The organism is Anaerozeibacter quisquiliarum (assembly GCF_051162045.1).
Lineage (GTDB): Bacteria > Bacillota > Clostridia > Christensenellales > Aristaeellaceae > Anaerozeibacter > Anaerozeibacter quisquiliarum.
Map to the genome: position 1 here is coordinate 33,696 of NZ_JBISDI010000026.1, position 21,616 is coordinate 55,311.

Annotated in this window: 24 protein-coding genes and 1 pseudogene; 12 read left to right on the forward strand and 13 right to left on the reverse strand. The window is 58.3% G+C overall.

Features of this window, described 5'->3' with window-relative positions:
- Positions 1-117 precede the first annotated feature (117 nt).
- From ACH6CV_RS12170 to ACH6CV_RS12200, 7 genes are all read left to right on the forward strand, one after another.
- The gene (locus ACH6CV_RS12170) at positions 118-747 is read left to right on the forward strand and encodes a class I SAM-dependent methyltransferase (protein WP_456358475.1); all 630 of its coding nucleotides are present in this window, start codon (positions 118-120) and stop codon (positions 745-747) included.
- Positions 744-1,715: a ketopantoate reductase family protein gene (locus ACH6CV_RS12175; RefSeq protein ID WP_456358476.1), complete on the forward strand. Its 972-nt coding sequence runs from the start codon at positions 744-746 to the stop codon at positions 1,713-1,715. Before ACH6CV_RS12170 ends, ACH6CV_RS12175 begins: the two co-directional genes overlap by 4 nt.
- Positions 1,712-1,978, forward strand: coding sequence for a glycosyltransferase (locus tag ACH6CV_RS12180; RefSeq protein ID WP_456358477.1), 267 nt, complete (start codon positions 1,712-1,714; stop codon positions 1,976-1,978). Before ACH6CV_RS12175 ends, ACH6CV_RS12180 begins: the two co-directional genes overlap by 4 nt.
- Before the next feature lie 647 nt (positions 1,979-2,625).
- Positions 2,626-3,231, forward strand: coding sequence for a TetR/AcrR family transcriptional regulator (locus ACH6CV_RS12185; RefSeq protein WP_456358478.1), 606 nt, complete (start codon positions 2,626-2,628; stop codon positions 3,229-3,231).
- A complete protein-coding gene (locus ACH6CV_RS12190; RefSeq protein WP_456358479.1) occupies positions 3,228-4,073 on the forward strand; it encodes an ABC transporter ATP-binding protein in 846 nt (281 codons plus the stop codon). Before ACH6CV_RS12185 ends, ACH6CV_RS12190 begins: the two co-directional genes overlap by 4 nt.
- Positions 4,070-4,753 (forward strand): fluoroquinolone export ABC transporter permease subunit, encoded by a 684-nt coding sequence (locus ACH6CV_RS12195; RefSeq protein ID WP_456358480.1) that lies wholly within the window; start codon positions 4,070-4,072, stop codon positions 4,751-4,753. Before ACH6CV_RS12190 ends, ACH6CV_RS12195 begins: the two co-directional genes overlap by 4 nt.
- Positions 4,750-5,463, forward strand: a complete 714-nt coding sequence (locus ACH6CV_RS12200; protein ID WP_456358481.1) for a hypothetical protein — start codon at positions 4,750-4,752, stop codon at positions 5,461-5,463. Before ACH6CV_RS12195 ends, ACH6CV_RS12200 begins: the two co-directional genes overlap by 4 nt.
- 679 nt (positions 5,464-6,142) lie before the next feature.
- Here the strand turns inward: ACH6CV_RS12200 and ACH6CV_RS12205 are convergent.
- The 5 genes from ACH6CV_RS12205 to ACH6CV_RS12225 all read right to left on the reverse strand — a co-directional run bounded on the left by ACH6CV_RS12205 (position 6,143) and on the right by ACH6CV_RS12225 (position 9,950).
- Positions 6,143-6,913 carry an ABC transporter permease gene (locus ACH6CV_RS12205; RefSeq protein WP_456358482.1) on the reverse strand — a complete coding sequence of 257 codons (771 nt, stop codon included), beginning with the start codon at positions 6,911-6,913 and terminating at the stop codon, positions 6,143-6,145.
- A gap of 1 nt (position 6,914) precedes the next feature.
- Positions 6,915-7,676 (reverse strand): ABC transporter ATP-binding protein, encoded by a 762-nt coding sequence (locus ACH6CV_RS12210; protein WP_456358483.1) that lies wholly within the window; start codon positions 7,674-7,676, stop codon positions 6,915-6,917.
- Positions 7,673-8,044 (reverse strand): DUF1048 domain-containing protein, encoded by a 372-nt coding sequence (locus tag ACH6CV_RS12215; RefSeq protein ID WP_456358484.1) that lies wholly within the window; start codon positions 8,042-8,044, stop codon positions 7,673-7,675. The genes ACH6CV_RS12210 and ACH6CV_RS12215 overlap by 4 nt, the downstream gene beginning before the upstream one ends.
- A gap of 1 nt (position 8,045) precedes the next feature.
- The gene (locus ACH6CV_RS12220; RefSeq protein WP_456358485.1) at positions 8,046-8,369 is read right to left on the reverse strand and encodes a PadR family transcriptional regulator; all 324 of its coding nucleotides are present in this window, start codon (positions 8,367-8,369) and stop codon (positions 8,046-8,048) included.
- 261 nt (positions 8,370-8,630) lie between these two features.
- On the reverse strand, positions 8,631-9,950 hold the full coding sequence (locus ACH6CV_RS12225; RefSeq protein ID WP_456358486.1) for a helix-turn-helix domain-containing protein: 1,320 nt from the start codon (positions 9,948-9,950) through the stop codon (positions 8,631-8,633).
- 565 nt (positions 9,951-10,515) lie between these two features.
- Between ACH6CV_RS12225 and ACH6CV_RS12230 the strand changes: the two genes are divergently transcribed.
- On the forward strand, positions 10,516-10,749 hold the full coding sequence (locus tag ACH6CV_RS12230; protein ID WP_456358487.1) for a hypothetical protein: 234 nt from the start codon (positions 10,516-10,518) through the stop codon (positions 10,747-10,749).
- Between the two features lie 94 nt (positions 10,750-10,843).
- On the opposite strand, the gene ACH6CV_RS12235 is transcribed toward ACH6CV_RS12230, so the two are convergent.
- Positions 10,844-11,335 carry a transglutaminase domain-containing protein gene (locus ACH6CV_RS12235; protein ID WP_456358488.1) on the reverse strand — a complete coding sequence of 164 codons (492 nt, stop codon included), beginning with the start codon at positions 11,333-11,335 and terminating at the stop codon, positions 10,844-10,846.
- Between the two features lie 387 nt (positions 11,336-11,722).
- Here ACH6CV_RS12235 and ACH6CV_RS12240 point away from each other — a divergent pair.
- Together ACH6CV_RS12240 and ACH6CV_RS12245 are read left to right on the forward strand one after the other, a co-directional pair.
- Positions 11,723-11,815 (forward strand): annotated as a pseudogene (locus ACH6CV_RS12240) (IS481 family transposase); the annotation flags it as partial.
- A gap of 231 nt (positions 11,816-12,046) precedes the next feature.
- The gene (locus tag ACH6CV_RS12245) at positions 12,047-12,850 is read left to right on the forward strand and encodes a DUF4037 domain-containing protein (protein WP_456358489.1); all 804 of its coding nucleotides are present in this window, start codon (positions 12,047-12,049) and stop codon (positions 12,848-12,850) included.
- Here ACH6CV_RS12245 and ACH6CV_RS12250 read toward each other — a convergent pair.
- Together ACH6CV_RS12250 and ACH6CV_RS12255 are read right to left on the reverse strand one after the other, a co-directional pair.
- On the reverse strand, positions 12,847-13,098 hold the full coding sequence (locus ACH6CV_RS12250; protein WP_456358499.1) for a DNA methyltransferase: 252 nt from the start codon (positions 13,096-13,098) through the stop codon (positions 12,847-12,849). The genes ACH6CV_RS12245 and ACH6CV_RS12250 overlap by 4 nt on opposite strands.
- Positions 13,099-13,115: 17 nt before the next feature.
- Positions 13,116-13,724, reverse strand: coding sequence for a Mom family adenine methylcarbamoylation protein (locus ACH6CV_RS12255; protein WP_456358490.1), 609 nt, complete (start codon positions 13,722-13,724; stop codon positions 13,116-13,118).
- A 170-nt stretch (positions 13,725-13,894) separates the two neighbouring features.
- Here ACH6CV_RS12255 and ACH6CV_RS12260 point away from each other — a divergent pair, with 170 nt between their 5' ends.
- Complete coding sequence (locus ACH6CV_RS12260; RefSeq protein ID WP_456358491.1) at positions 13,895-14,392, forward strand: hypothetical protein; 498 nt, start codon at positions 13,895-13,897, stop codon at positions 14,390-14,392.
- 104 nt (positions 14,393-14,496) lie between these two features.
- Positions 14,497-15,285 (forward strand): tyrosine-protein phosphatase, encoded by a 789-nt coding sequence (locus tag ACH6CV_RS12265; protein WP_456358492.1) that lies wholly within the window; start codon positions 14,497-14,499, stop codon positions 15,283-15,285.
- A gap of 229 nt (positions 15,286-15,514) precedes the next feature.
- Here ACH6CV_RS12265 and ACH6CV_RS12270 read toward each other — a convergent pair whose 3' ends face one another.
- From ACH6CV_RS12270 to ACH6CV_RS12290, 5 genes are all read right to left on the reverse strand, one after another.
- A complete protein-coding gene (locus tag ACH6CV_RS12270; protein WP_456358493.1) occupies positions 15,515-16,501 on the reverse strand; it encodes an ABC transporter permease in 987 nt (328 codons plus the stop codon).
- The gene (locus ACH6CV_RS12275; RefSeq protein WP_456358494.1) at positions 16,498-17,523 is read right to left on the reverse strand and encodes an ABC transporter permease; all 1,026 of its coding nucleotides are present in this window, start codon (positions 17,521-17,523) and stop codon (positions 16,498-16,500) included. The genes ACH6CV_RS12270 and ACH6CV_RS12275 overlap by 4 nt, the downstream gene beginning before the upstream one ends.
- Positions 17,524-17,539: 16 nt before the next feature.
- Positions 17,540-19,039: a sugar ABC transporter ATP-binding protein gene (locus ACH6CV_RS12280; protein WP_456358495.1), complete on the reverse strand. Its 1,500-nt coding sequence runs from the start codon at positions 19,037-19,039 to the stop codon at positions 17,540-17,542.
- Positions 19,040-19,343: 304 nt separating this feature from the next.
- Positions 19,344-20,342: a substrate-binding domain-containing protein gene (locus ACH6CV_RS12285; RefSeq protein ID WP_456358496.1), complete on the reverse strand. Its 999-nt coding sequence runs from the start codon at positions 20,340-20,342 to the stop codon at positions 19,344-19,346.
- Between the two features lie 276 nt (positions 20,343-20,618).
- Positions 20,619-21,530, reverse strand: a complete 912-nt coding sequence (locus tag ACH6CV_RS12290; RefSeq protein ID WP_456358497.1) for a sugar phosphate nucleotidyltransferase — start codon at positions 21,528-21,530, stop codon at positions 20,619-20,621.
- Positions 21,531-21,616: the final 86 nt, after the last annotated feature.

Here is a 21,616-nt window from a genome sequence, read left to right on the forward strand (position 1 = left end):
CATACAAAAGCAAGGTGTCCTGATGTGCTGTACGGGCGGCCGTCCGGCGTGACCCACGCTTATTCGTATAATTTCCGCCACGATACAGGGGCACAGTCTACAGGAGGAGTGATTCTGATGAAGAAATCTATGTACGAACGGCGCTCTGTCCGGAGTTATCAGAAAAAGGCCGATCATTATGATGATACTTTTGACGGAAGGTTTACTCGCGAATTTAAGGACCTATTGCTGCAAACCGTCCAAATCCCCACTGGGGGCAGGGTACTCGATGTCGCCTGTGGGAACGGGCGGCTGCTCAAGATGCTGTCCAAAGAGCATGATTTTACCGGATACGGTATCGATATCTCCGGTAAGATGGTTGAAAACGCGGGGGAGCTGAACCCGTCGATGGTCTTTGCTCAGGCGAGCTGCGACGCACTTCCGTTTCATGACGCGTTTTTTGACGTCATGACAGTTTGCGCGGCTTACCACCACTTTCCCGATGTGGCCGGTTTTGCCAAAGAAGCCTTTCGGGTGCTAAAGCCAAACGGCGCGCTTTACATCGCGGAGGTGTACTATCCGCCTCTGCTGCGGGCCTTGTGCAATCCGCTGATCCGGTTCTCACCCGCCGGCGACGTGCGGTTTTATAGCCCGGATGAGATCATCCAGGTTTTAGAAGACGCCGGCTTTTGGCCAGAGGCGCCACATCGTCAAGGACACATCCAGATCGTTAGCGTCAGGAAATTCGAGGCGCAAAAGGCAATATGAAAATCTTGGTATACGGTGCAGGAGTCATCGGAAGTATTTTTGCGGCAAAGCTCAGCCTTTCGGGAAATGATGTCACGGTGCTCGCCCGGGGGAAGCGCCTGGAGGAAATCCGGAGCGAGGGCATCGTTCTGTATCGTCCCGGATCACATAAAAAAGAGATCGCGCGAACCAAGGCCATCGACCACCTATCCCCTGAAGATCGTTTCGAATACATCTTTGTCGTGATGCAGAGGACCCAGGTGGATTCCGTGCTGGAGAATCTTGCACACAATTGCTCGGAGAACATCGTGTTTGTTGTGAACACCGCCGCTGGATATGAGGAATGGAAGCGTGCCGTCGGAGCGAAGCGCCTGCTGACCGGCTTCCCCTCCGCGGGTGGCGAGCGGCTGAGCGGCGGCGTCCGATACTTCGTCGGCCGGGGGTTGATGCGCGCCTTCCAGACCACGACCTTTGGCGAAGCCAATGGAGAAAAGTCGCAAAGGGTGGCAAACCTGATCGGCTTGTTTCGCCACGCTGGCATACCCTGCGTCGATTGTACCGACATGGACGCGTGGCAGAAAACTCATGTCGCCATGGTAACGAGCATCGCGAACGCCCTTTATGGTCACGACTGTGACAACAAGCGGCTTGCCGCTTCCTGGAAAGATGTCCGGAACATGGTGCTTGGGGTAAAGGAAGGATTCGGCGTACTTGAAAAGCTCGGTATCCAGATCACGCCGCGCAAGCTGGCGTTCTGGCGGTTGCCAACTGGAATGATGACGGCAGCGATGAAGGCCTTCATGGGAACGCAGCTGGCAGAACTTACCGTGGCAAAGCACTGTATCGCGGCAAGGGCGGAGATGGTTGCGCTGCAGGCCGAGTTCGACTGGCTGATTCAAAAAAGCGGGCTGCAAACGCCGCACATCGATCTGCTGAGAAAAAACTTGACCAGAGCGGAATCTACGGCCGCGGGGGAGTCTGGACGATGAACATTACGGCCGTCACGATTGGCTCGACTGGCGATGTACTACCATTTCTGGCTCTGGGCCAGGCGCTCAGCGCACGCGGTCACCATCTGAAAATCGCCACTTTCCCGAGGTTTCAGCCCTTGGTCGAAAAGCATGGGTGCACTTTTGCCCCCATTCATGGGGACGAAGACCTCATGATGTCGCTGCTGACCGGCGACGGGGTCACTGGGATGGCATACTTGCGCGGGCTGTCAACGGTTATATATACTTCTCGGGGGACATAGGCTGCCATTTTTTCATCGCGGATGCCTCTGGGAAATCCGTTATTGTGGGATACTGGGACGACGCGCTGCAAGTGGTCCCGGCCAAGGGAAACTAGCAGGTAGCATCGAATTCTATCGCCTTCCGTGACTTGAATATTGGCGAGGGCTTTACGGAGTTTGAGCGCTACGATACCGTTCAGCAAAGGATCGAGCAGAACAATCAGATATTGACCGAAGAACAGGCAATCGATCTCCTTGCGGAGATTGGCATCTACGGCCCGGATGGAGAAGATAAACTGGAGTGGTCGGTGATTTATCATTTGACAACCTTGGACTGCACCATATTTGCAAATCGCAATACTGATAATGTTGTAAGGAGTCGATTGGAATAATACGCTAAGCAGAAAACTAAATCCCGGCGCAGTGGCCGGGATTCGCGTTATATATGCTTACTTGTTGGAACTGTCCGCAGTTACCGTGTCCCTCTTGCCCTTACCTTTGCCTGCAGGTTTCTTGGCTGGTTCGCTATCCTCGGGCTGCGCCTCGGTCTTCACCGGGGCTTCCGTGGCCTCCACCACGACATCCAGGAAGATTGATTTTTGTATTGACAAACCTTACTGTTTGACTATAATACAAAATATAGTCAAACAGTAAACGGAGTGATCATTATGCCAAAAGCCTTTTCCGACAATGAACGGGCTTATATTAAGAAGCGCCTGATGGAAGAAGCTCAGGCGTGCCTCGCCCAATTTGGTATGCGCAAAACCACGGTGGATGAGTTGGTTAGGCGGGCCAACATACCAAAGGGAACCTTCTACCTGTTCTATCCTTCCAAGGAACAGCTTTTTTTTGATGTGTTCTGTACCCTCCACGATGAATTGCAGACCATCCTTCTCCTCTGGATTGACGAATTACGGGGCAACATCAATGCGGACACCGTCACGGAGTTGCTTTTTCGCTTGTACAAGCAGGTGGATTCCACGTTTATCTATTCCTTTATCGCAAACGGAGATTTGGAACTGCTGGTGCGGAAATTGCCCCCGGAGGTTGCCGCTGCCCATGCTCAAAAGGATGATCTTAATATGGAACGGCTGCTTTCTTTGCTGCCCGGCGTGCGTACAGAAGGCAATATCAAAGTATTCAGCGCCGTTTTACGAGCGATTTTTTGCACAATGCTCCACAAGAAAGAAATCGGCGAAGATGTGTTTGAAGATGCCGTCCGGGTGATGTTGCGCGGGGTTGTAGTTCAACTGTTTGAGGGGGAGACGCTATGATTCGGGTGCGGGATTTACAATTCAGCTATACGAGGCAGCCGTTCATCGAGAATATGAGCTTTGATGTTCTGAACGGCGAAATCTTTGGCTTTTTAGGTCCCTCTGGCGCGGGCAAGAGCACGCTGCAAAAAATACTCACGGGCCTTCTGACCACATACAGAGGCAGCGCGCAGGTAAATGGCACGGAGGTTAAGCGCCGCGACAGCAGCTTTTATGAGAATATCGGCGTGGACTTTGAATTTCCCAGCCTGTACGAAAAGTTGACTGCGCGGGAAAACCTTCGGTTTTTTGCCTCCCTTTACAAAAAACATCAGGAAATTGACCCATTGCTGGAGAGCGTCGGCCTGCTTCCCGAAGCGGATAAGAAGGTATCGGATTTTTCCAAAGGGATGAAATCAAGGCTGAATTTCATCAAGGCGTTGCTCCATGACCCCGCCCTGCTTTTTCTGGATGAACCAACTTCCGGGCTTGATCCATCCAATGCACGGGGTATGAAGGACATTATTTTACAAGAAAAGGCAAGGGGGAAAACGATCCTGCTAACCACACACAACATGTACGATGCGACCGAGCTGTGCGACCGCGTGGCTTTTATCGTAGACGGCAAGCTGCGGGCATTGGATACGCCGCGAAACCTGATTATGTCCAGAGGCGCTTCCAAGGTTCGGTATACCTATGTTATGAAGGGTCGGGAAGAACAGTCGGAAATCCCCTTGAACAAAACGAGCGAGGACGCTGTGCTGCAAGAGCTTTTACGAGAAAACGGGCTGTTGTCGATCCACAGCAGCGAGCCCACCTTGAACGACATCTTTGTGGAGCTAACCGGGAGGCGGCTGCAATGAGGATAAAGGCGCTGCTTGCGGGCGATATCCGTTTTCAGTTCAAATATGGGTTCTACTTTTTGTATGTGATCTTTACCATACTCTATACAAGCCTGCTCTTCGTATTGCCTGACGCATGGCGGGAGCGGGCCGCCGCCCTGATGATCTTTTCTGATCCGGCGGCAATGGGGCTATACTTCATGGGGGCAATCGTCCTGTTCGAAAAAGGCGAGCGGGTTCTGGACAGCATCGCCATATCGCCCGTCAAGCCAACCGAGTATGTGGTTTCAAAGCTGATTTCCATCGCCTTGATTTCCACGGCGGTCGGGCTGTTGATAGGCTTTGGCGGCGGTATTGTGTTAAATCCTTTCCTTTTCATCCTGGGCGTTTTTCTTGGTTCCTGTCTGTTTTCAGCCGTGGGGCTTATGATCGCCGCAAACATCGCTACGCTCAATCAGTTCATTGTAACGACCATCCCCGCCGAGATTATCATCAACGTTCCCACCATCGCCTGGCTGTTCGGATGGAAACCGGCTCTTTTGAGCCTCCATCCGGGCGTGTGCATCATTGAGTTGTGCCAGAACGGGATAATGGCATTGCCTGCGGCGTTCATTTTGGTCTTTTGGACGATGCTGTCCGGATTGCTGGCCTGCCGCGTAGTCGCAAAGAGTTTGCGTTCCCTGGGAGGTGTAAAACTGTGAAGCCCCTGTATCGATCCTTTTTCATGTTTGTCAGGCAGGTGTTCGAAGACAGTATGCTTGCGACGGTATGTGTCGCCACCATCTTGACCGCATTTTTCATCCGATTCGGCATCCCGACGATTGAGAACGTATTGTGCGGTTATTTTCAGAGAGCGGCAGTCCTTGCGGATTACTATCTGCTGTTTGATTTGCTGCTGGCTCTCGTAACGCCCTACATGCTCTGCTTTGCATCAGCCATGATGATGCTGACCGAATACGACGAAAACATGGCCAACTATCTGGCGGTCACCCCTGTGGGTAAAAGGGGCTACATCTTGTCAAGGCTGGCATTTCCGGCTGTGATTGCCTTCGTCGTATCCATCGTGCTGATGCGCTGGTTTTCGCTGACGGCGTGGTTGTTTGGGATAATTCTGCTTACCTGCATGCTGACATGCCTTGTGAGCATTGCCGTGGCGCTGCTATTGTTTGCCCTTTCCCATAACCGGGTGGAGGGTATGGCCATGGCAAAACTGTCGGGGCTTTTGATGCTGGGACTGTTTGTACCCTTTTTCCTGCTGTCGGACGCGCAGTATCTGTTTTCGCCGCTGCCGTCCTTTTGGATTGCCATGTTTTGTATAGGGCAGGACATGGCGTTTCTGATTCCGGCGCTGTTATCCTCGCTGATTTGGATTTTGCTGCTGTACCGAAAGTTCAATCGAAAGATTGCGTGACCAAAGCTATACTTCCGGAGTATGGCGGGCAACATCCATACAAGTCTATAATCAATACGGCAGGGATATGGTCATTTTATCTGATCCATAAGGGACACGAAAAATCCGGCGCCATGCCGGATTTTCTGGTGTCGCCTACTTGCTTTCGTCCTCTGTGGCTGCCGCACCCTTCTTGCCTTTGCCCTTGCGTGCGGGCTTCTTGGCTGGCTCGCTATCCTCGGGCTGCGCCTCGGCTTCTACCGGGGCTTCCGTGGCCTCCGTGGTAGATTCCGTGGTGGCTGCTACAGCCTCCGGTATGGCTTCCATGCTCTCCGGTTCTACCGTGCCGTGTAACGATGCACCCAGCGATCAAGGATTCCGAAGAAATCGCCTCGGATTCCCTTTCTACGGTGGGGGGTGTGCATCATTCCGCGCTCTGGTGCTGGAGCTATGCGGGTGGATATCCGCCCTGTGAGCCGGACCGTATACCCCTGCGAATCCTCCCGAAAGACTTTCATATCCGGCCTCAATTTGATGGCAAAGAGAAAGACCCGCCGTATTTGGCGAGCCTTTTTCCGGAACTAATGGCCCTTTAGATGATCCGGTTAGGCCAATCAAACTCACAATTCTCCGTTTGGGAACCGCGACACATTTGAGCGGCACCGGAGAAGTCATCTTTCGAAAGTTCGCCGGCATATCCTTATGCAATTCTGCGCCTGTAAACCCGCATGGCGCAGATGTATGCGACGATGAGAATGCCCAGACACCACGCGAGCGCAACCCAGATATCATTGCCGACAGGCTGTCCCATAAGGAGGGATCGGATCGCATCTACAATAGAGGTCACCGGCTGGTTTTCGGCAAAGGCACGGACAGGCCCCGGCATCGATCCGGTAGGGACGAACGCCGAGCTTATGAACGGTAGAAATACCAGCGGCATCGAGAACGCGCTCGCACCGTCCACCGTTTTTGCGGTCAGTCCGGCAATCACGGCAATCCAGGTCAGCGCCAGCGTAAGCAGCGCGAGGATGCCCGCTACCGCAAGCCAGGACAGCACTCCAGCCGACGAGCGAAAACCCATCAGCAGCGCCACGAGGATGATGACGACGACCGAGATTGCGTTCGATAGCAGCGATGTCAGCACATGGCCCCACAGAGCGGCCGAACGCGCGATCGGCATGGAATCGAACCGCTCAAGGATACCCCGCTGCATATCCATAAACAGACGGTACGCCGTATAGGCAATCCCGCTCGCGATGGCGATTATCAGGATGCCGGGCAGCAGATAGTTCACATAGCTCTCCGTGCCGGTCTGAATCGCACCGCCGAACACAGAGACGAACATCAGCATCATGGCGATCGGCATGATCACGACCTTTATGATGGTGTCCATACTACGAAAAACATGACGCATGGAGCGCCCAAGCATGACGCCCATATCGCCGAGATAATGACCTCTTGCCGTTTCCATGCTACACTGCCTCCTTCTTGCCAATGATGGTCAGGAAGATTTCTTCAAGCGTCGGCTGCTTTTCCACATACTCCGCCTTTGCGGGCGGGAACAGGCTTTTCATCTCGGCGAGCGTGCCGCTTAAGATAATTCTGCCTTCATGCAGGATCGCGATCCGGTCCGCCAACTGTTCGGCTTCCTCCAGATACTGAGTGGTCAGGAATACCGTTGTGCCGCCGTTGGCGAACTCTTTGACCGTCTTCCAGACCTCGATGCGCGCCTCGGGATCGAGCCCGGTGGTCGGCTCGTCGAGGAACAGGATCTGGGGTTTTCCCACCAGGCCCATGGCGATGTCCAGCCTTCGGCGCATACCGCCGGAATAGGTGGACACCCGGCGGTCTGCTGCGCCGGTCAGGCCGAAGCGGTTTACAAGATCGTCCGCAATCTGACGCGGATTCCGCAGGTGCCTGAGACGTGCAATCATCACGAGGTTCTCCCGCCCGGTCAGGATCTCATCCACGGCGGCGAATTGCCCGGTCAGGCTGATGGACCGCCGCACACTGTCGGGTTTTAAGGCGACATCGAACCCGTTTACGGCGGCGGTTCTGCCATCCTGTTTGAGCAGTGTGGTGAGGATTCTGACGATCGTCGTTTTGCCCGCGCCGTTCCCGCCGATCAGGGCGAAGATGCAGCCCCGCTCCACTTCGAAATCCACGCCCTTGAGGACATGCAGTTGCTGAAAGGACTTTTTCAGACCCTTCACTTGAATGGCGGGTTCCGTCATTTTGAATCCTTCTCCTTTCCGAGTTTTTTCCGGATGTCGCGGTTGAGTGCCTCGCGCCAGTCTTCCGTGTAGGTCCTGGCATTGCGTAGAAGCTCTTCGCAGAACGCGGCCACGTCTTCGCCGGTAATCTCCAAAACAGGCTTGACTTCCGACGCGCCGGCCTCGAACAATTCCACCAGGTCATAATGGATCTTCATCATGTCGTAGCCTGCACCCGCCGCGAACATCCACATGTGACTCTGGATTTTTTTGAATACGTATTGATAGTCCTCCGGCAGCGCCTCCACCCTTGCCATCTGCTGCTTGTACTCACGCTTGCTCTGAACCATCTTGTTGATGTTGAAATAATCATCGAAAAAACCGGGCATATCACCGCTCCTCCCTCAATTGGTCGATTTTCGACGCGACAAACTCCCATTTATCCCAGAACTTCTTTAGTTCCTCGCGCCCCGCGTCGTTGAGCGCGAAGAACTTGCGCGGCGGTCCCATGTCTGAGGACTTCTTGGTGATCTCCACCAGCTTGTTCTTTTCGAGCCGGAGCAGTATGGTGTACACCGTGCCCTCGACCACATCGGCAAAGCCCAGGGCATTGAGCCTGCGGGTGATCTCGTAGCCGTAGGTATCCCCCCGGCTGATGATTTCGAGGACGCAGCCTTCCAGCACCCCTTTCAGCATCTCGGTCAGGTTATCCATCTCACATATCACCTCTAATTTGCATCACAGATATGCAGTGATACTTACTACTGGTATATCGTAGCACGCAGTAGCGGAAATGTCAATAGGCCGGGCGAAAAATGTTCGCAAAGAGGGGCGTTTCCTTCCATGCGGAATCCCCGCGTCGGTCGGCGGAGCATACGGAAACCGCCTGCTGATCAGCGGGGCCCATCAACGGCGGTTTTTTGTTTGTTCATTCTTGGGGAAATGAACCTGGCGCACAGACGGCATCCCTGCCGATCAGCCTTTCTCCAGGCAAGCGATTCCCGCTTCGTACCATTGGGCAGCTTCCGCAATCAACGGGGCAACTGCGCGGTTGCGCGCGGCATCCACGCCCCAGGGAGAATGCCAGGAAAGGTACGGGCGCGCGCACTCCAGAGCGTCCACCTCGCGGGCGAAGCTGTCCGCAGCCTTGAGAAGCGACGCCTCCCGATCGGGGTGTGCGGGCGCAATCTCCCGCAGAAAGTCCACGCCCGCGCTTCTGGAGGAGGTATACACCTCGTGGCAGTAGGCGTCCGCCGCGTCGCGCTCCTTGGTATCCGACAGGTACGCCTCGGCCCACCAGCGGTAGAATTGTATGCCCTCGCGCTCATGGGGCATGGGGGAATCGGTCACCCGGCGGGCAAACTTCACCGCGTCGCTCAGCGCGTCCGATTCCAGCTTCGCGGCATTGGGGGTGTATTTTTTCTCGCCGATCAAGATTGCGCCGAAGGCAATCTCGGCGGAGCCGGGCCGATCCCAGCGCTCACGCTCGTAATCGCCCAGGCCCTTGTAGCTGCCACGGCCGATGAACTGGCGCTGCTCTTCGTCATAGCCGCACACCACATCCCACTCCATGCTGGTGACCGCATGCCACACCAGCGCCGGCCGCCCCTTGTCGATCTGCGCCTTCACCGCGTCGATCATGGCGGCGGTCAGGTCGTTGCCGTCGGGGCTCTTGCAGGGCACCTCCGTCACTTCGTAGCCCAGGTAGCGCAAAAAATCGCTCGGCCAGCGGGTGTAAAAACAGGTAGGCCGGCTGGGGCAGCCGCCGCTCATGCGAAATGCGGCACCGGACACGCCCTGGATGTACGCGGGGGTGTATCCTTCTCCCAGATGGTTCAGGATGACGCGCGCGCCCTCGAACAGCGGCTCCATCACCCGGTAGCGATCCACATTCTGAATGACCATTTCCTCATCCCCCTTGATATAGGTGGCGGAAAGCGTGAAATGCAGCCGATAGTGCCCCCGTAACTTTAGGTGCTTGCGCCGCGCCTCGGAAGGCGTCACCCCGTAGAGCCGCTTGAACGCCACGCAGAACGCATCGGAGGTATCATACCCGTACCGCATGGCGATGTCCACAACCCGCTCCCGAGTGCCGACCAGATCTGAAGCCGCGCGGCTCAGCCTGCGCCTGCGAATGTACTCCGTGAGCGTCAGGTTCGCAGAAAGCATGAAGATGCGCTGAAACACCGCGCTCGGGCAGGCCGCGATGCGCCCTACTTCGTCCATATCGATGGTCTCGGTCAGGTTCCGCTCGATGTATCCCATCACGTCGTTCATCTGATCCACCCAGCTCACGTGCCATCCACCCCTTGCATTGAGTATATACAGTGAAAATGCGTTTGTCCCGTCAATTCCCGAACGGGATTTGCGGAGTTTTGAACTCGCAAGTAATTGCTTCGCAGATGAATCGCCTGCCCGGATCCTGCTCCGTTCACCATGATCTGCCGGGTGAGAACAACAAGTATGAGAAAAGCCAGATGCGCCAATCGCGCAGATTCAGTGTAAGCCAACCGCCAGAGCCTGTCAATCTTCAGATTGCGGATTTGATTCCGGACGCTGTTCACGCCTCATCCCCCGGGCGGTCTTGCCGAATAGAAAATCGGATCCTTCAAGCGCCTCACACGTCGCGCATTTCATGATTATCCCGGACATGGATGCCTGCTGGTGGAGGGTAAGGAGATCAAGCGTACAAGAACATTGAAATCCCGGACGACCTCAAGAAACTGGAGTATCAGGACTTCAAATTCGACGTACCGCTAAACGGCGCAATCACCTTCAGGATTATGTTCGAGCCGGGCATGCTGCCCCAGGAATTTCCGCAGACGCGGGAGCGGAGGACGCACAAGCCGCTGGAGGACCGGTGGGCGACATCGCGGCGGCAATGGCGGATGGCGCGACCATCAAAGCCGAGGTCATCGGGGACGAAGGCGAAGGACGGCCGGTTGTAATCGCGGTAGAGCCGGAAGAAACGGAAGCTATGCCGGAGCCTGTGGAAGCCACGGCGGAGGCCGAGGCACAGCCCGAGGATAGCGAGCCGGCCAGGAAACCCGCGCAAGGGCAAAAGCAAGAAGGGCGCGGTAGCCACGGAGGATGAGGGCAAGTAAACCCGAATAGCAAAATCCGGCCGCAGCACCGGATTTTTGCTGTACTGACCGCGCTTGTTCCTCATATGATAACGCAATGCTTCATCATGCCTTCGCCATCAATTCTTGATATCGTTTTTTATTCACTTGGGCCGATGTGAAATAGCATCCCCACGATATAAAGACATTCCAACGCATTACCCTGGATACAGGAGTAAAGTGAAGTTTACCAGGGATATTCTCTGCATCACCCGGGCAAACATCCTTTTCAAAACTATCAATTTTGACCCGACACCAAACGTGACCGGATACGTGTGCGGGAATTATTTTGCCGTTGTATGTCTTTGACGGGAACGTGTTTTTCGCCGCAAATACCATATGGCAATTGAAACCTAGCCTTCTTAAAATCAGCATAAGGGCCTTAGCCTGCTGCCAACAGTAGCCCCTTCCTTTTCTGAATGCAAAAGAAGGCATATCATACGAGTTCGTATACGAGTAGGTCATTGTTTTATTAACGACAGACTGAGCGAAACAGACAAGGTCCCAACCTGACAAACCCGAATCAACGCATGCAGATACGGCATCGGAAATCGTCATGATCCATTTCTCCTTCCTGAGGATAAGGCATCATAGCATATAACCATTTCGAATACAAGAAAAGCCTTCTTCTCGGGGAGAATATGCTGTAGGACTACAATAGATATTGGACAGTAGGGGAAAAAAGGAGTGCGGGATAGGGACACATAGGATATGATTCGATTGCGACAACAATCAGCCGAAAGGAAGTGTCCACTCCCGCATGTACCGTGTAACACAGGATATGCGCTATCGGCAATCCCTGCTGGAATACGTGCAGAAGTACGCAGTCAGCTGCGCGAGCCGGGAGTACAACAAGAGCCGGTCGTACATCTACTTCCGGAAAGCGCGGCATGGCGGAACGAAGGAATCGCCGGCCGACCGATCCCGGCGCCCACAGCCGCTGCCCTCAGCATTCGCCACAAGCTGATCCGGCCCTGCACGCCCAGGCACAACGGCAAGGTCGAGCGTAGCCACAGAGAGGACCAAAAGCGTTTCTACGGCACACACTTCTCCCTCGCCGGCTTTGGTGCGTAGCTCGCGGCTCACCGATCCCGCTCCAACAATCTCCCGATGCGCCCCCTTTCCTGGCGTCCCACGAATGACTTCCTCGCTGCCTTCTCTGTCCGACATGTTTGACAATCCTACATGCTTCACATAAAACCATGCCTGCCAGAATTGCCTCTTGGAATCCAATGTGCTATACTGATCGAAAAGGACGGCGGAGGCAATATGCATCAGGAGATCACGCAAAACTACAACGAGCTCATTGCGGCAGTTGCCGCGATGCCGGAGGTTTTGTCCATCGGAAAGAGTGGCGGCGCGACCTTGCCGGAAGCAGGAGAGAGCGATATTGATATTTTCGTTTTCTGCGACGTTGTTCCCGACGCCGAAAAGAGACGCGAAGTGGCGGAATCCCTCGGCGATTGCATAACGGATCTGCACGTTGGCACGTCTCCCAGCAAACACTGGGGTACATGCGATTATGTTTTCTTCGGCCAGACAGAGGTCTGCCTCATGTACTACAACATCGCCGGGATGGACGCCGAGATTGAATCGGTACTCTCCGGTGCGCGCCTGAACAAGGAGGACAACTACTTCTATCCCACGGGCCGCTGTGCGTCGTTTCTCACCGTGCACATTCTGTGTGACAAACAGGGCTATATCGCCGGCATGCAAAAAAGGCTGCACGTATACCCCGACTCGCTCGCAACCCGTCTGATCCGCTATCACCTTGACTTGCTTGCCGACTTTGAGGATTTGGAGCGTGCCGTCAACCGGCAGGATGCACTGTTCTATCACTTCGCGCTCGATCTTTCGCTCGATCACTTTCTGCAGGCGCTGTATGCGCTGAATAAGTGCTACTTTCCGAGCCGAAAGCGCACACTTTCGTTCATCGAGACATTTACCCAAAAGCCCGCTCGGTGCGCGGAACGCCTTCTGAATGTTATTGCGCTCGGCGCGCGTGGCGAAACGGTTTTGCAATCGTATGAGGAATTTACGTCCCTCTGCCGGGAGCTTTCGGCTCTCTCCTAAGCGCGCCCAGGAAAGACAAGGCTTTTCAAACCTTTATTGGTTGTTTTTATAGCCGTTTCTCCGGTAAACTGCTCCCGGCGGCGCACGATGGGCGCGCAGCGCAGCGGGTCGGCCTCGATGGCCCGGCAGGCGCGCCCAGACTGCTCGGTGGCGACGATCGTCGTGCCGTAGCCCGCAAAGGGGTCGAGGATCATGCCGCTCATGTCGGAGCGCATCTTGAGGCAGCGCCACGGGAGCTCCGCCGGGATGCGCGGCGAAGGCTTATTTAAGGCTGCTTGGAGCGCCCGCCGAAGGGAGCTTGCCGGTCATCCTCCAGACGCGAATCCAGAGCGGGCGCGGGTTTTCCATCGGCGAACAGCTTCACCGAATGCACCGTCGCGGCTCCACGAATGCCCGCTCCCCACTCGTCGATCTTTGTGAAGGGAATGATGGGCACCGTCAGCTTTTCCCGGTAGGCCGGGTCAATGAAGTACATGTACCGGAGTTGGAGACCGGGGATCGGTTTGGCACTCACATGGTTGAGGTACTTCTTGAAATTGCAGGCGCCGCCCGTCACGTCGAAGAACGTCAGCCCGTTCAGTTCCCGGCGCGGCGTGGTGGGGTTCGAGGCCAGCGCCATCTTGCGGATGCGCGTGCCATCCGGCAGCTCGGCGAGGTTCGGGTTTACCTTGATCATGGAAATGGCGCGGCTCTCGCTGTTGCGGGGGAGCACGGCGTCAAAGGCCATGCGATGCAGTTCCGGGAATTCGTTCCAACCGGTGCCCTCCACAAGGCCGATGGTCTTGCTTTTGTCCAGCGACGGGCCGTAGCTCATGGCGCCATGGATCTGGCCGTCCAGAAAAACGCTGAAATGGAGCTTGCTGTTGTCGGCCAATTTTCCGGAGTGAGATTTCCCATTTCCATGATTCGTTCGTTGTTGGGGCCATGCTTTGAAGCGCTCCCGGTTTCTTATCTTAAGACTTCTTCAGATTGCCAAATCCTAACGATCTGGTGGGCGATCCGTATACCGGGCTTGCGTTCATTGTTCCGGAAGCATGGAACAAAATGACGGACCCGACCGCGGCGGAGATATGGATCAACAACGGCGTTTGCGCCGGCGTGGACTATATCCCGGAGGAGTATATCCGCAAGGTCGATCAGGTAGCCGACACCGCCACTGACGCCGAATGGGACGCCCTGCTCGACGAGATATCGCAGAACTCCGGTAAAGTGCTGCGGATTTATCGGGTGAATAAGGGGATCGAGATCAGCCTGGAGATTGAAAAGGAAATCAAGGACGCATTCGAGCACATCCAGCCCATGGGAATGATCGGCGAGGATCAGAATTACATCGCATACAACAACCGCTTCGACGAGGCGAAGTTGAGCGAAAACGACAAGGCAAACTTGGCAAAGCTGGTTCAGGGCGTCGAGGCGATTCAGGACGGGCTGATGCTGTTCCCGGCTCAGCCGTATACGGAGCCCCTCGATCTGAAGACGAACTTGGGCAAACGAGCCTATCGTAACTTTTATTCATTTACGCTTTGCGCGGTGTTGCCCTAAGTTTGCGCGCAAGTCTGCGTCGCGCAATCGTTACGATCGTGCCGTCGTAAAATTACGCAACCTATGGTACAATACGGGGAGCATAGAGAAGGAGAGCAATGCGCATGGCGAGTATTACATGCATTGGGCTGGAGGGCGTGGCGTGCGCGCGCGACCTGGGCGGGCTGCCGGCGGCGGACGGGCGGACGGTTCGGCCTGGGCGGCTGATCCGCAGCGGGCAGCTTTGCGGCCTGACGGAGCGTGACAGGCGGCAATTGGTCGAGGTTCATGGGCTTCGGCAGGTGATTGACCTGCGCACCGAGGCCGAGCGCACGGCCTGGCCCGAGCCCGAGTGGCCGGGCGTACACATGGTATCAAGCCCGATGAAGGGCGACGCTTCGGCCGATCTTGCGCTGGAGGGGGAGGGTGCGGTCGAACGGCTGCTCGCGCGGCTGGACGGGGGTCCGATCGAGGCGCTGCTGGACGACGCCTACGCGCGGCTGGCGCTCGACCCGGCGGACCAGGCGGGCTTTGCGCGCTTTTTCGGGCTGCTGCTCGAACAGCGCGAGGGCGCGACGCTGTGGCACGGCGCATTGGGGAAGGACCGCACGGGCGCGGCCGCGGCGCTGCTGCTGACGGCGCTGGGGGTTCCGCGCGAGCGGGTGATCGACGACTACCTGGCCGCGGGCGAGGGCGCCGTCGGGGCGCCGGACGCGTCGGCGCGCCGGTCGTCGGACGCCCCCGAGCGACTGCGGGAGGCGTTGCGCGAGGCCTACGGCGTGCGCCCGCGCAACATCGAGGCGTTCCTGAGCGCCGCCGAGTCGCGGTTCGGCTCCATGTCCGCCTATCTGAACGAGGCGCTGGGGCTCGACAACAGCCGGGTGCAGGCGCTGCGCTCGCTGTACCTGATGTAGCACAAGCACATGACCCCGATTGGTCAGCCGCCCGCAGGCGGCGTTTTTTATGCGCGCAAACAAAACGGAGGGGTTGATCTTCCCGGAACAACCGGCCGAACAATCCGCGCGCCCGATGGGCGCGTTCATGATTTCGAGCGGTATCGGCAGCGCGGCATGCGCATACAGAAAAGGCATACGAAAAAGAGAGGGGAGAGGGTGATTCGCCCTCTCCTCCCGCCCGGTTTCTTTACGCGCGCGTCCCGCGCGCCGTGAAGTAATCCCATACCATGACCAGCACCAGTACGCCGCCCCAGATCAGCGGGATCAGGAAGGGGTTGACCTCGCGGAAACGATTCAGGCCCGAGGTCAGCAGTTGCAAAAACACGATCGCCAGCACCACGCCCGACAGCTTGCCCTTGCCGCCGTTCGGACTCACACCGCCCAGCACCACGATCAGTACGCATTGCAGCGTGTACACCGCGCCGTAGTCGGCGCGCGCCGAGGTGTAGTTTGCCAGCATCACCAGCCCGCCGAGCGCCGCGCACACGCCCGACAGCAGGTAGGTTTCCACCAGCAGCCGGTCGTTGTTAAGGCCCGAGAACTTTGCCGCGCGCGCGCTCGTACCCAGCAGGTAGATGCGCGGGCCGTAGGTCGTGCGCGCGAGCAGCCAGCCCACGAACAGCGCCATCGCGATGAAGATCGCCGACTGCACCGGCAGCCAGCCGATCTTGCCGGCCACCACCTCCGCGTACAGCGCGGGCAGCTTGGAGACCGCCTTGCCCTCGGTCAGCACGATCCCGATCCCGGTGAACAGCTGCGATGTGCCGAGCGTCGCCAGGATCGGCGGGATGCCCACGCGGCTGACCAGGATTCCGTTGAACGCGCCGCACAGCGCGCCCAGGCCCATGCCCAGCGCAAACACCAGCGCGATCGACGCGGGCGCAATCGCGCCGTCCGGCGCCGCCATCCGCTTGAGCAGGATGCCCATCGAGATCGATGTGAAGTTGGCGACGCCCACCACCGACAGGTCGATGCCGCCCGTGACCATGCACAGCATCACGCCCAGCGCCATCAACCCGAACTCCGGGAATTGGGACAGCATCGTCTGCAGCGATACCGAGGTGAAAAACTTGCCGAACTTGGTCACCGCCATGAATATGAGCCAGGCGAGCATCAGCAGCGTAAGTCGGCTGATGTGCACGTCGCGACCGTACAGTTTCTTGAACGCCTTCATCGTGCCGCCTCCTTCACCGCGTTCTTGCCCGTGGACCGCGCCGCCGCGCGCGCCACCTGCCAGGCACTCACGCCTGTGCCGATGATGATCAGCACGCCCAGCGAGAAGTCCTGCCAGAACGTCGGGATGCCCAGCAGGATCATCGAGTTCTGTACGATCACGATCAGCGCCGTGCCCAGCATGCAGCCGGTCAGCGAGCCCGCGCCGCCGGTGATCGCCGTGCCGCCCAGCACCACGCCCGCGATCACCATCATCTCCATGCCCAGCATATTCGTCGGGTGGCACTGCGTCATCATGCACACGCGGATCAGCCCGGCCAGGCTGGACAGCATGCCGACCGCTACGTACAGCAGGAACTTGATCTTGCGGACCGGGAAGCCGGCCCGGTGCGCGCTGACCTCATTGCCGCCGATCGCGAACAGCCCGCGCCCATAGATCGTGTGCCTGAGCACGAACCAGGTGAGCAAAAGCGCGGTCAGCAGGATCAGCATGGCTGTCGGCATGCGCGAGGACAGCCCCGATTGCGCGTTCTGCGCGACGAACAGCGCCGATTTGCCAAACTCCGACATGCCCGACGGGATCACCGCCAGCTGTTTCGCGCCCAGCGCGCCCATCATCAGGCCCCGGAAGATCGACGAGGTGCCCAGCGTCACGATCATCGCGTTCAGGTTGAACACCGCGATCAGCAGCCCGTTCACCGCGCCGAGTACCGCCCCAAACAGGAGCACCATGACGATCGGCAGCCATATCCCGCCCTGGTAATTGGCACCGAGCAGCAACGACGTGGTGGCGTAGATCGACAGCGACGCCAGCGCCGGGAACGACACGTCGATGCCGCCCGATATCAGCACCAGGAACGCGCCGATCGCGAACAGGCCGGGCACGATCAGCGCGCTCGACAGGTCCACCAGGTTGTTCGAGGTAAAGAACTGGCGCGAGCGCAGGTCGATCGCAAGCGCCAAAAGCAGCACGACGAGGGAAATGTATGTCTCGTTGCGCCGGAGCAGTTTCTTGATGGACATGGCAGTTCCCTCCTCCTTACATCATCAGTTGCGACAGCGCCCGCTCGTCGCTTTCGCGCGGGTCGAGCTCCGCCACCACGCGGCCCGCCTTCATCACCAGCACACGCGAGCAGTTCTTGAGCACCTCCGGCAGGTCGTCGGAGATGATGACCACCGCCATGCCCTCGGTCGCCAAGGCGCGCAGGATCTGGTGGATGTCGTGCTTCGAGCCGATGTCCACGCCCATGGTCGGGCCGTTGAGCACCAGCACGTCGGGCGCGCACGCCAGCCACTTGGCCAGCACCACCCGCTGCTGGTTGCCGCCCGACAGCGACAGACAGGCGTTGTTCGGATCGGGCGTTTTGATCGACAGCTGCTTTACCCACTTATCGATCTCTCTCTTTCGCGCACGCCGGTTTACGACCGACAGCCGCCCGGACAGCGCCTTGAGCTTTGACACCACGATGTTCTCGCCGATCGAGCGCGGCAGGAACAGACCCTCGCTCAGCCGGTCCTCGGGCACGTACCCGATCTTGGCCTCGATGGCATCCGCGGGCTTTTTAAGGCGAATGGGCCTGCCGTGCATCTTGAGATCGCCGCTGTCTACGGGTCGCGCGCCGAACAGCGCCAGCGCAAGCTCCGTGCGGCCGCTGTCGAGCAGGCCGGTGATGCCCAGGATCTCGCCCTTGTTCAGATGAAACGACACGTCTGCGAAGTGGCCGCGCATCGTGAGCGCGCGCGCCTCGAGCACCGGCGCGTCCGACAGAAAACCGGGCACGAACGGCGTATCCTCGAACTCGCGGCCGGTCATGTAGTAAGTAAACTTCTTCTCGTCGAGCTCCTTCGTCGAGCCGCTGACTACGGTTTCGCCGCTGCGGAAGATCGTGAAGCGCTCCGAGATTTCGAACACCTCGTCCAGCTTGTGGCTGACGAACAGGATCGCGATGCCCTGCGCCTTCAGGCTCAGGATGATGTCAAACAGCGAACGAACCTCCTTCTTGGTCAGCGCCGTGGTGGGCTCGTCCATGATAATCAGCTTCGCGCCGAACATCAGCGCGCGGCTGATCGCGACCAGCTGCTTCTCGGCGACCGACAAATCGCCCAGCCGCGCGTCCAAGTCGACCGTGAAGTTGATCTTTGCCACCGCTTCCTCGGCAATCTTGCGCAGGCGCTTCCAGCTGACCAGCTTCCGGCCCGCGGCGAGCTCGGTGTTGAACGCCAGATTTTCCATGACGGTGAGGTTGGGGAAGATCGAAAAGTCCTGGTAGATCACCTGGATTCCCAGGTTGATCGCGTCGATCGGCGTGATGCGGGTGTACGACTGGCCGCCGAACTCGATGTGCCCGGCGTCCGGCGTGTACACGCCCGATATGATCTTGATGAGCGTCGATTTGCCGCAGCCGTTCTCGCCGGCCAGGCAATGGATTTCGCCGGGCGCGATCTCGAGGTTCACGCCCTTGAGCGCGTGTACGCCCGCGAAGGATTTTTGAATAGCCACCGCCTTGAGCAGGCTGCTTGTTTGGGGGGAGTTTTCCACGATTGACCGTCTCCTAACTGTGCCCGATGTGCGCCATTCCCCGTAGGGGCGGCCCGAGTTGTCACCCCTACGATTGGGGTCGGGGCTGCAGTGCCCTATCTGGCGCTGCAGCCCCTCTAATGTTCACACGGAAATCGAAACCAAGGTAGACGCCGATCTATTCTGGCGATGGCCGGCGGGTGCTTTTCCGCCCGCCCGTCCCTTAAAAACGCTTGACGCAGCGCGGCTGCGCCCGCGCATTTCGCAGGAACAATCGGACGAAAAATCCCCTCGCCAGCCATCGCCCGAGTGAATCATCGCCTACCTAGAACCCGAACGAATCCACGTTTTCGGCGTTGATTACGATCCAGCCCTGGCCCTCGAGCACCTTGTCGCTGCCGGCCTTGAACTGCAACTGGGTGTAGCCGTCCACGGCCAGATCGAGCGGCGCGGTCACTTCTTCGCCCTTGAGCAGCTTGACCGCCAGCGAGCACATCGCCTTGCCGGCCAGCGCGGGATCCCACAGCGTCAGGTACTGCACGGCGCCGCTCTTGAGCAGCTCGGCGTTGTCGCCCGGCATGCCGGTGCCGGCGGTGAACACCTTGCCGGACAGGCCCAGTTCCTCGATCGCGCGGGCGACGCCGGGCGCGTCAAAGGACGAGGTGCCCATGATGCCCTTGAGGTCGGGATACTTCTTGAACATTTCCTTGGCCTTGTTGTAGGCCACGTCGCCGTTGTCCTCGGACTCCACGCGCGGCTCGGCCTCGAGCAGCTGCATCTTGGGGTAGGCTTCCTTCTGGCGCTTCACGCCGCCGTCCGCCCACTCGTTGTGGGAGGCGTTGGTCACGTGCGCCACCATCGTGGTGTACAGGCCCTCTTCGCCCATCGCGGCGGCCAGGTTGTCCATGATGAACCCGCCGTACATCTCGTTGTTGAACGCCTCGATGTCGTAATCGACATTCTCAAGCGACGCGCCCTCGTGGGCGATCACGATGATGCCGGCGTCGCGCGCCTGCTTGAGCACGGGCTCGAGCGAGGCCGGATCGACGGGCACCACGCAAATCGCGCTCACGCCCTCGGCGACCAGGTCCTGAATCAGCTGATACTGCAGCGTCGCGTCGATCTGCGGCGTGCCGCGCTGGTAGACGTTCAGGCCGGTCTCCTTGGCGTACTCCTCGACGCCTACGTTCATGCGCACGAACCAGGGGTTCGAGGCATCCTTGGGCACGACGACGATCTCGAAATCCTTCTCAGCGGCGAACGCGACCGAACCGAGCGACAGCGCCATGACCAGCACCAGAACCATAGACAGCAGTTTCTTCATCTTGAGCAAGCCTCCGTTTCGTTGATGGTGATCCGCATGCGGCGGATGCACGTGTAACAAAAAACGCGTGCGGTTGGATGCCTGCCTCAAAAGATACGGATTCAATTCGGCAAAACATCCAATGGGCACGCGTCAATTATACATGAACGCCATGAGTACTGTCAATAGCGCCGCTCGGTTCTTTCCCCATTTCCTCTGATTTCCCGCTTCGCTTTGAATCCCCTCGAACCGCAGGGGGGAGCAAAAGCGGGGTTGTACGGGAAAAGCTCAGCCCGTCTACCCCCACAGCCGTTCGGGGTACAGCCCCTCGGCCTTGAGCGCGGCGATGGCCTCGCATACGCGCGGCAGATCGTCCCGGTAGGTGACGCCGTACCAGCGCGCATGGGTGGAGAGCACCTCGAAGCTGGCCGCGTGTTCGGCGATCAGCTGGCTGGGTACCCACGGCAGGAAGTACTCGCAGCCGAGCGGATTGACCGGCAGGTTGGCATCGAGCCAGGCGGGGAAGCGCGCAATGATCTCGTCCATCATCGAACGCTGGAAGCCCCACAGGTTCAGCGAAACCGCGGTGCCGGCGGGCAGGTTGACCCAGGTGCCGCCCCCGTCCTCGGTGTAGCGCGCACCGCCGGGTGCGGGCTCGATCCGGGTGCGCTCGACCACGTCGGTCAGAAAGCCGTCCCGTGTGCGGCACACTCCGCGCGCCACCGAGCCGTGCTCGGTCAGCGTGTTCTCGATGCGGTAGCCCACCATCGCGTGCTCGTTGGGCGCGTGTTCGGCGCGCAGGAAGCCGGCGATGGCCTCGAACGCGTCGCGGCTGTAGAAATCGTCGGCGTTGATCGCCGCGAACGGCCCGTCGACCGCCTCGGCCGCGCACAGCAACGCGTGCGCCGTGCCCCAGGGCTTCGCGCGCCCCTCGGGTACGCCGAACCCGTCCGGCAGCCGATCCAGCACCTGATGCGCGTAACGCAGCGGGATATGCGCGCCGATCCGGTTGCCGATCGTCTCGCGGAACGTTTGCTCGAGCTCGGGCTTGACGATGCATACCACCTCGCCGAACCCGGCGCGCATCGCGTCGTAGATGGAAAAATCGATAAGCAGGTGGCCCTGTTCGTCCACCGGGCGCATCTGCTTGAGTCCGCCGAAACGACTGCCCAGCCCCGCGGCCATGATGACCAGCTGCGGTTTCTTCATGGCGTCAACCATCCTTTATATGCTAAATTATGCATGGACAGTGTACGCAATCGGCGGGGAAAAGTCAAGTAGAGGCGCATTTCACA

Excerpts from the sequence above, each read along its gene's own strand:
- ACH6CV_RS12170 (WP_456358475.1), top strand. The coding sequence starts at position 118 with ATGAAGAAATCTATGTACGAACGGCGCTCTGTCCGGAGTTATCAGAAA.
- ACH6CV_RS12175 (WP_456358476.1), top strand. The coding sequence starts at position 744 with ATGAAAATCTTGGTATACGGTGCAGGAGTCATCGGAAGTATTTTTGCG.
- ACH6CV_RS12180 (WP_456358477.1), top strand. The coding sequence starts at position 1,712 with ATGAACATTACGGCCGTCACGATTGGCTCGACTGGCGATGTACTACCA.
- ACH6CV_RS12185 (WP_456358478.1), top strand. The coding sequence starts at position 2,626 with ATGCCAAAAGCCTTTTCCGACAATGAACGGGCTTATATTAAGAAGCGC.
- ACH6CV_RS12190 (WP_456358479.1), top strand. The coding sequence starts at position 3,228 with ATGATTCGGGTGCGGGATTTACAATTCAGCTATACGAGGCAGCCGTTC.
- ACH6CV_RS12195 (WP_456358480.1), top strand. The coding sequence starts at position 4,070 with ATGAGGATAAAGGCGCTGCTTGCGGGCGATATCCGTTTTCAGTTCAAA.
- ACH6CV_RS12205 (WP_456358482.1), bottom strand. The coding sequence starts at position 6,913 with ATGGAAACGGCAAGAGGTCATTATCTCGGCGATATGGGCGTCATGCTT.
- ACH6CV_RS12210 (WP_456358483.1), bottom strand. The coding sequence starts at position 7,676 with ATGACGGAACCCGCCATTCAAGTGAAGGGTCTGAAAAAGTCCTTTCAG.
- ACH6CV_RS12215 (WP_456358484.1), bottom strand. The coding sequence starts at position 8,044 with ATGCCCGGTTTTTTCGATGATTATTTCAACATCAACAAGATGGTTCAG.
- ACH6CV_RS12220 (WP_456358485.1), bottom strand. The coding sequence starts at position 8,369 with ATGGATAACCTGACCGAGATGCTGAAAGGGGTGCTGGAAGGCTGCGTC.
- ACH6CV_RS12235 (WP_456358488.1), bottom strand. The coding sequence starts at position 11,335 with ATGACGATTTCCGATGCCGTATCTGCATGCGTTGATTCGGGTTTGTCA.
- ACH6CV_RS12245 (WP_456358489.1), top strand. The coding sequence starts at position 12,047 with ATGCATCAGGAGATCACGCAAAACTACAACGAGCTCATTGCGGCAGTT.
- ACH6CV_RS12260 (WP_456358491.1), top strand. The coding sequence starts at position 13,895 with ATGACGGACCCGACCGCGGCGGAGATATGGATCAACAACGGCGTTTGC.
- ACH6CV_RS12265 (WP_456358492.1), top strand. The coding sequence starts at position 14,497 with ATGGCGAGTATTACATGCATTGGGCTGGAGGGCGTGGCGTGCGCGCGC.
- ACH6CV_RS12270 (WP_456358493.1), bottom strand. The coding sequence starts at position 16,501 with ATGAAGGCGTTCAAGAAACTGTACGGTCGCGACGTGCACATCAGCCGA.
- ACH6CV_RS12275 (WP_456358494.1), bottom strand. The coding sequence starts at position 17,523 with ATGTCCATCAAGAAACTGCTCCGGCGCAACGAGACATACATTTCCCTC.
- ACH6CV_RS12285 (WP_456358496.1), bottom strand. The coding sequence starts at position 20,342 with ATGAAGAAACTGCTGTCTATGGTTCTGGTGCTGGTCATGGCGCTGTCG.
- ACH6CV_RS12290 (WP_456358497.1), bottom strand. The coding sequence starts at position 21,530 with ATGAAGAAACCGCAGCTGGTCATCATGGCCGCGGGGCTGGGCAGTCGT.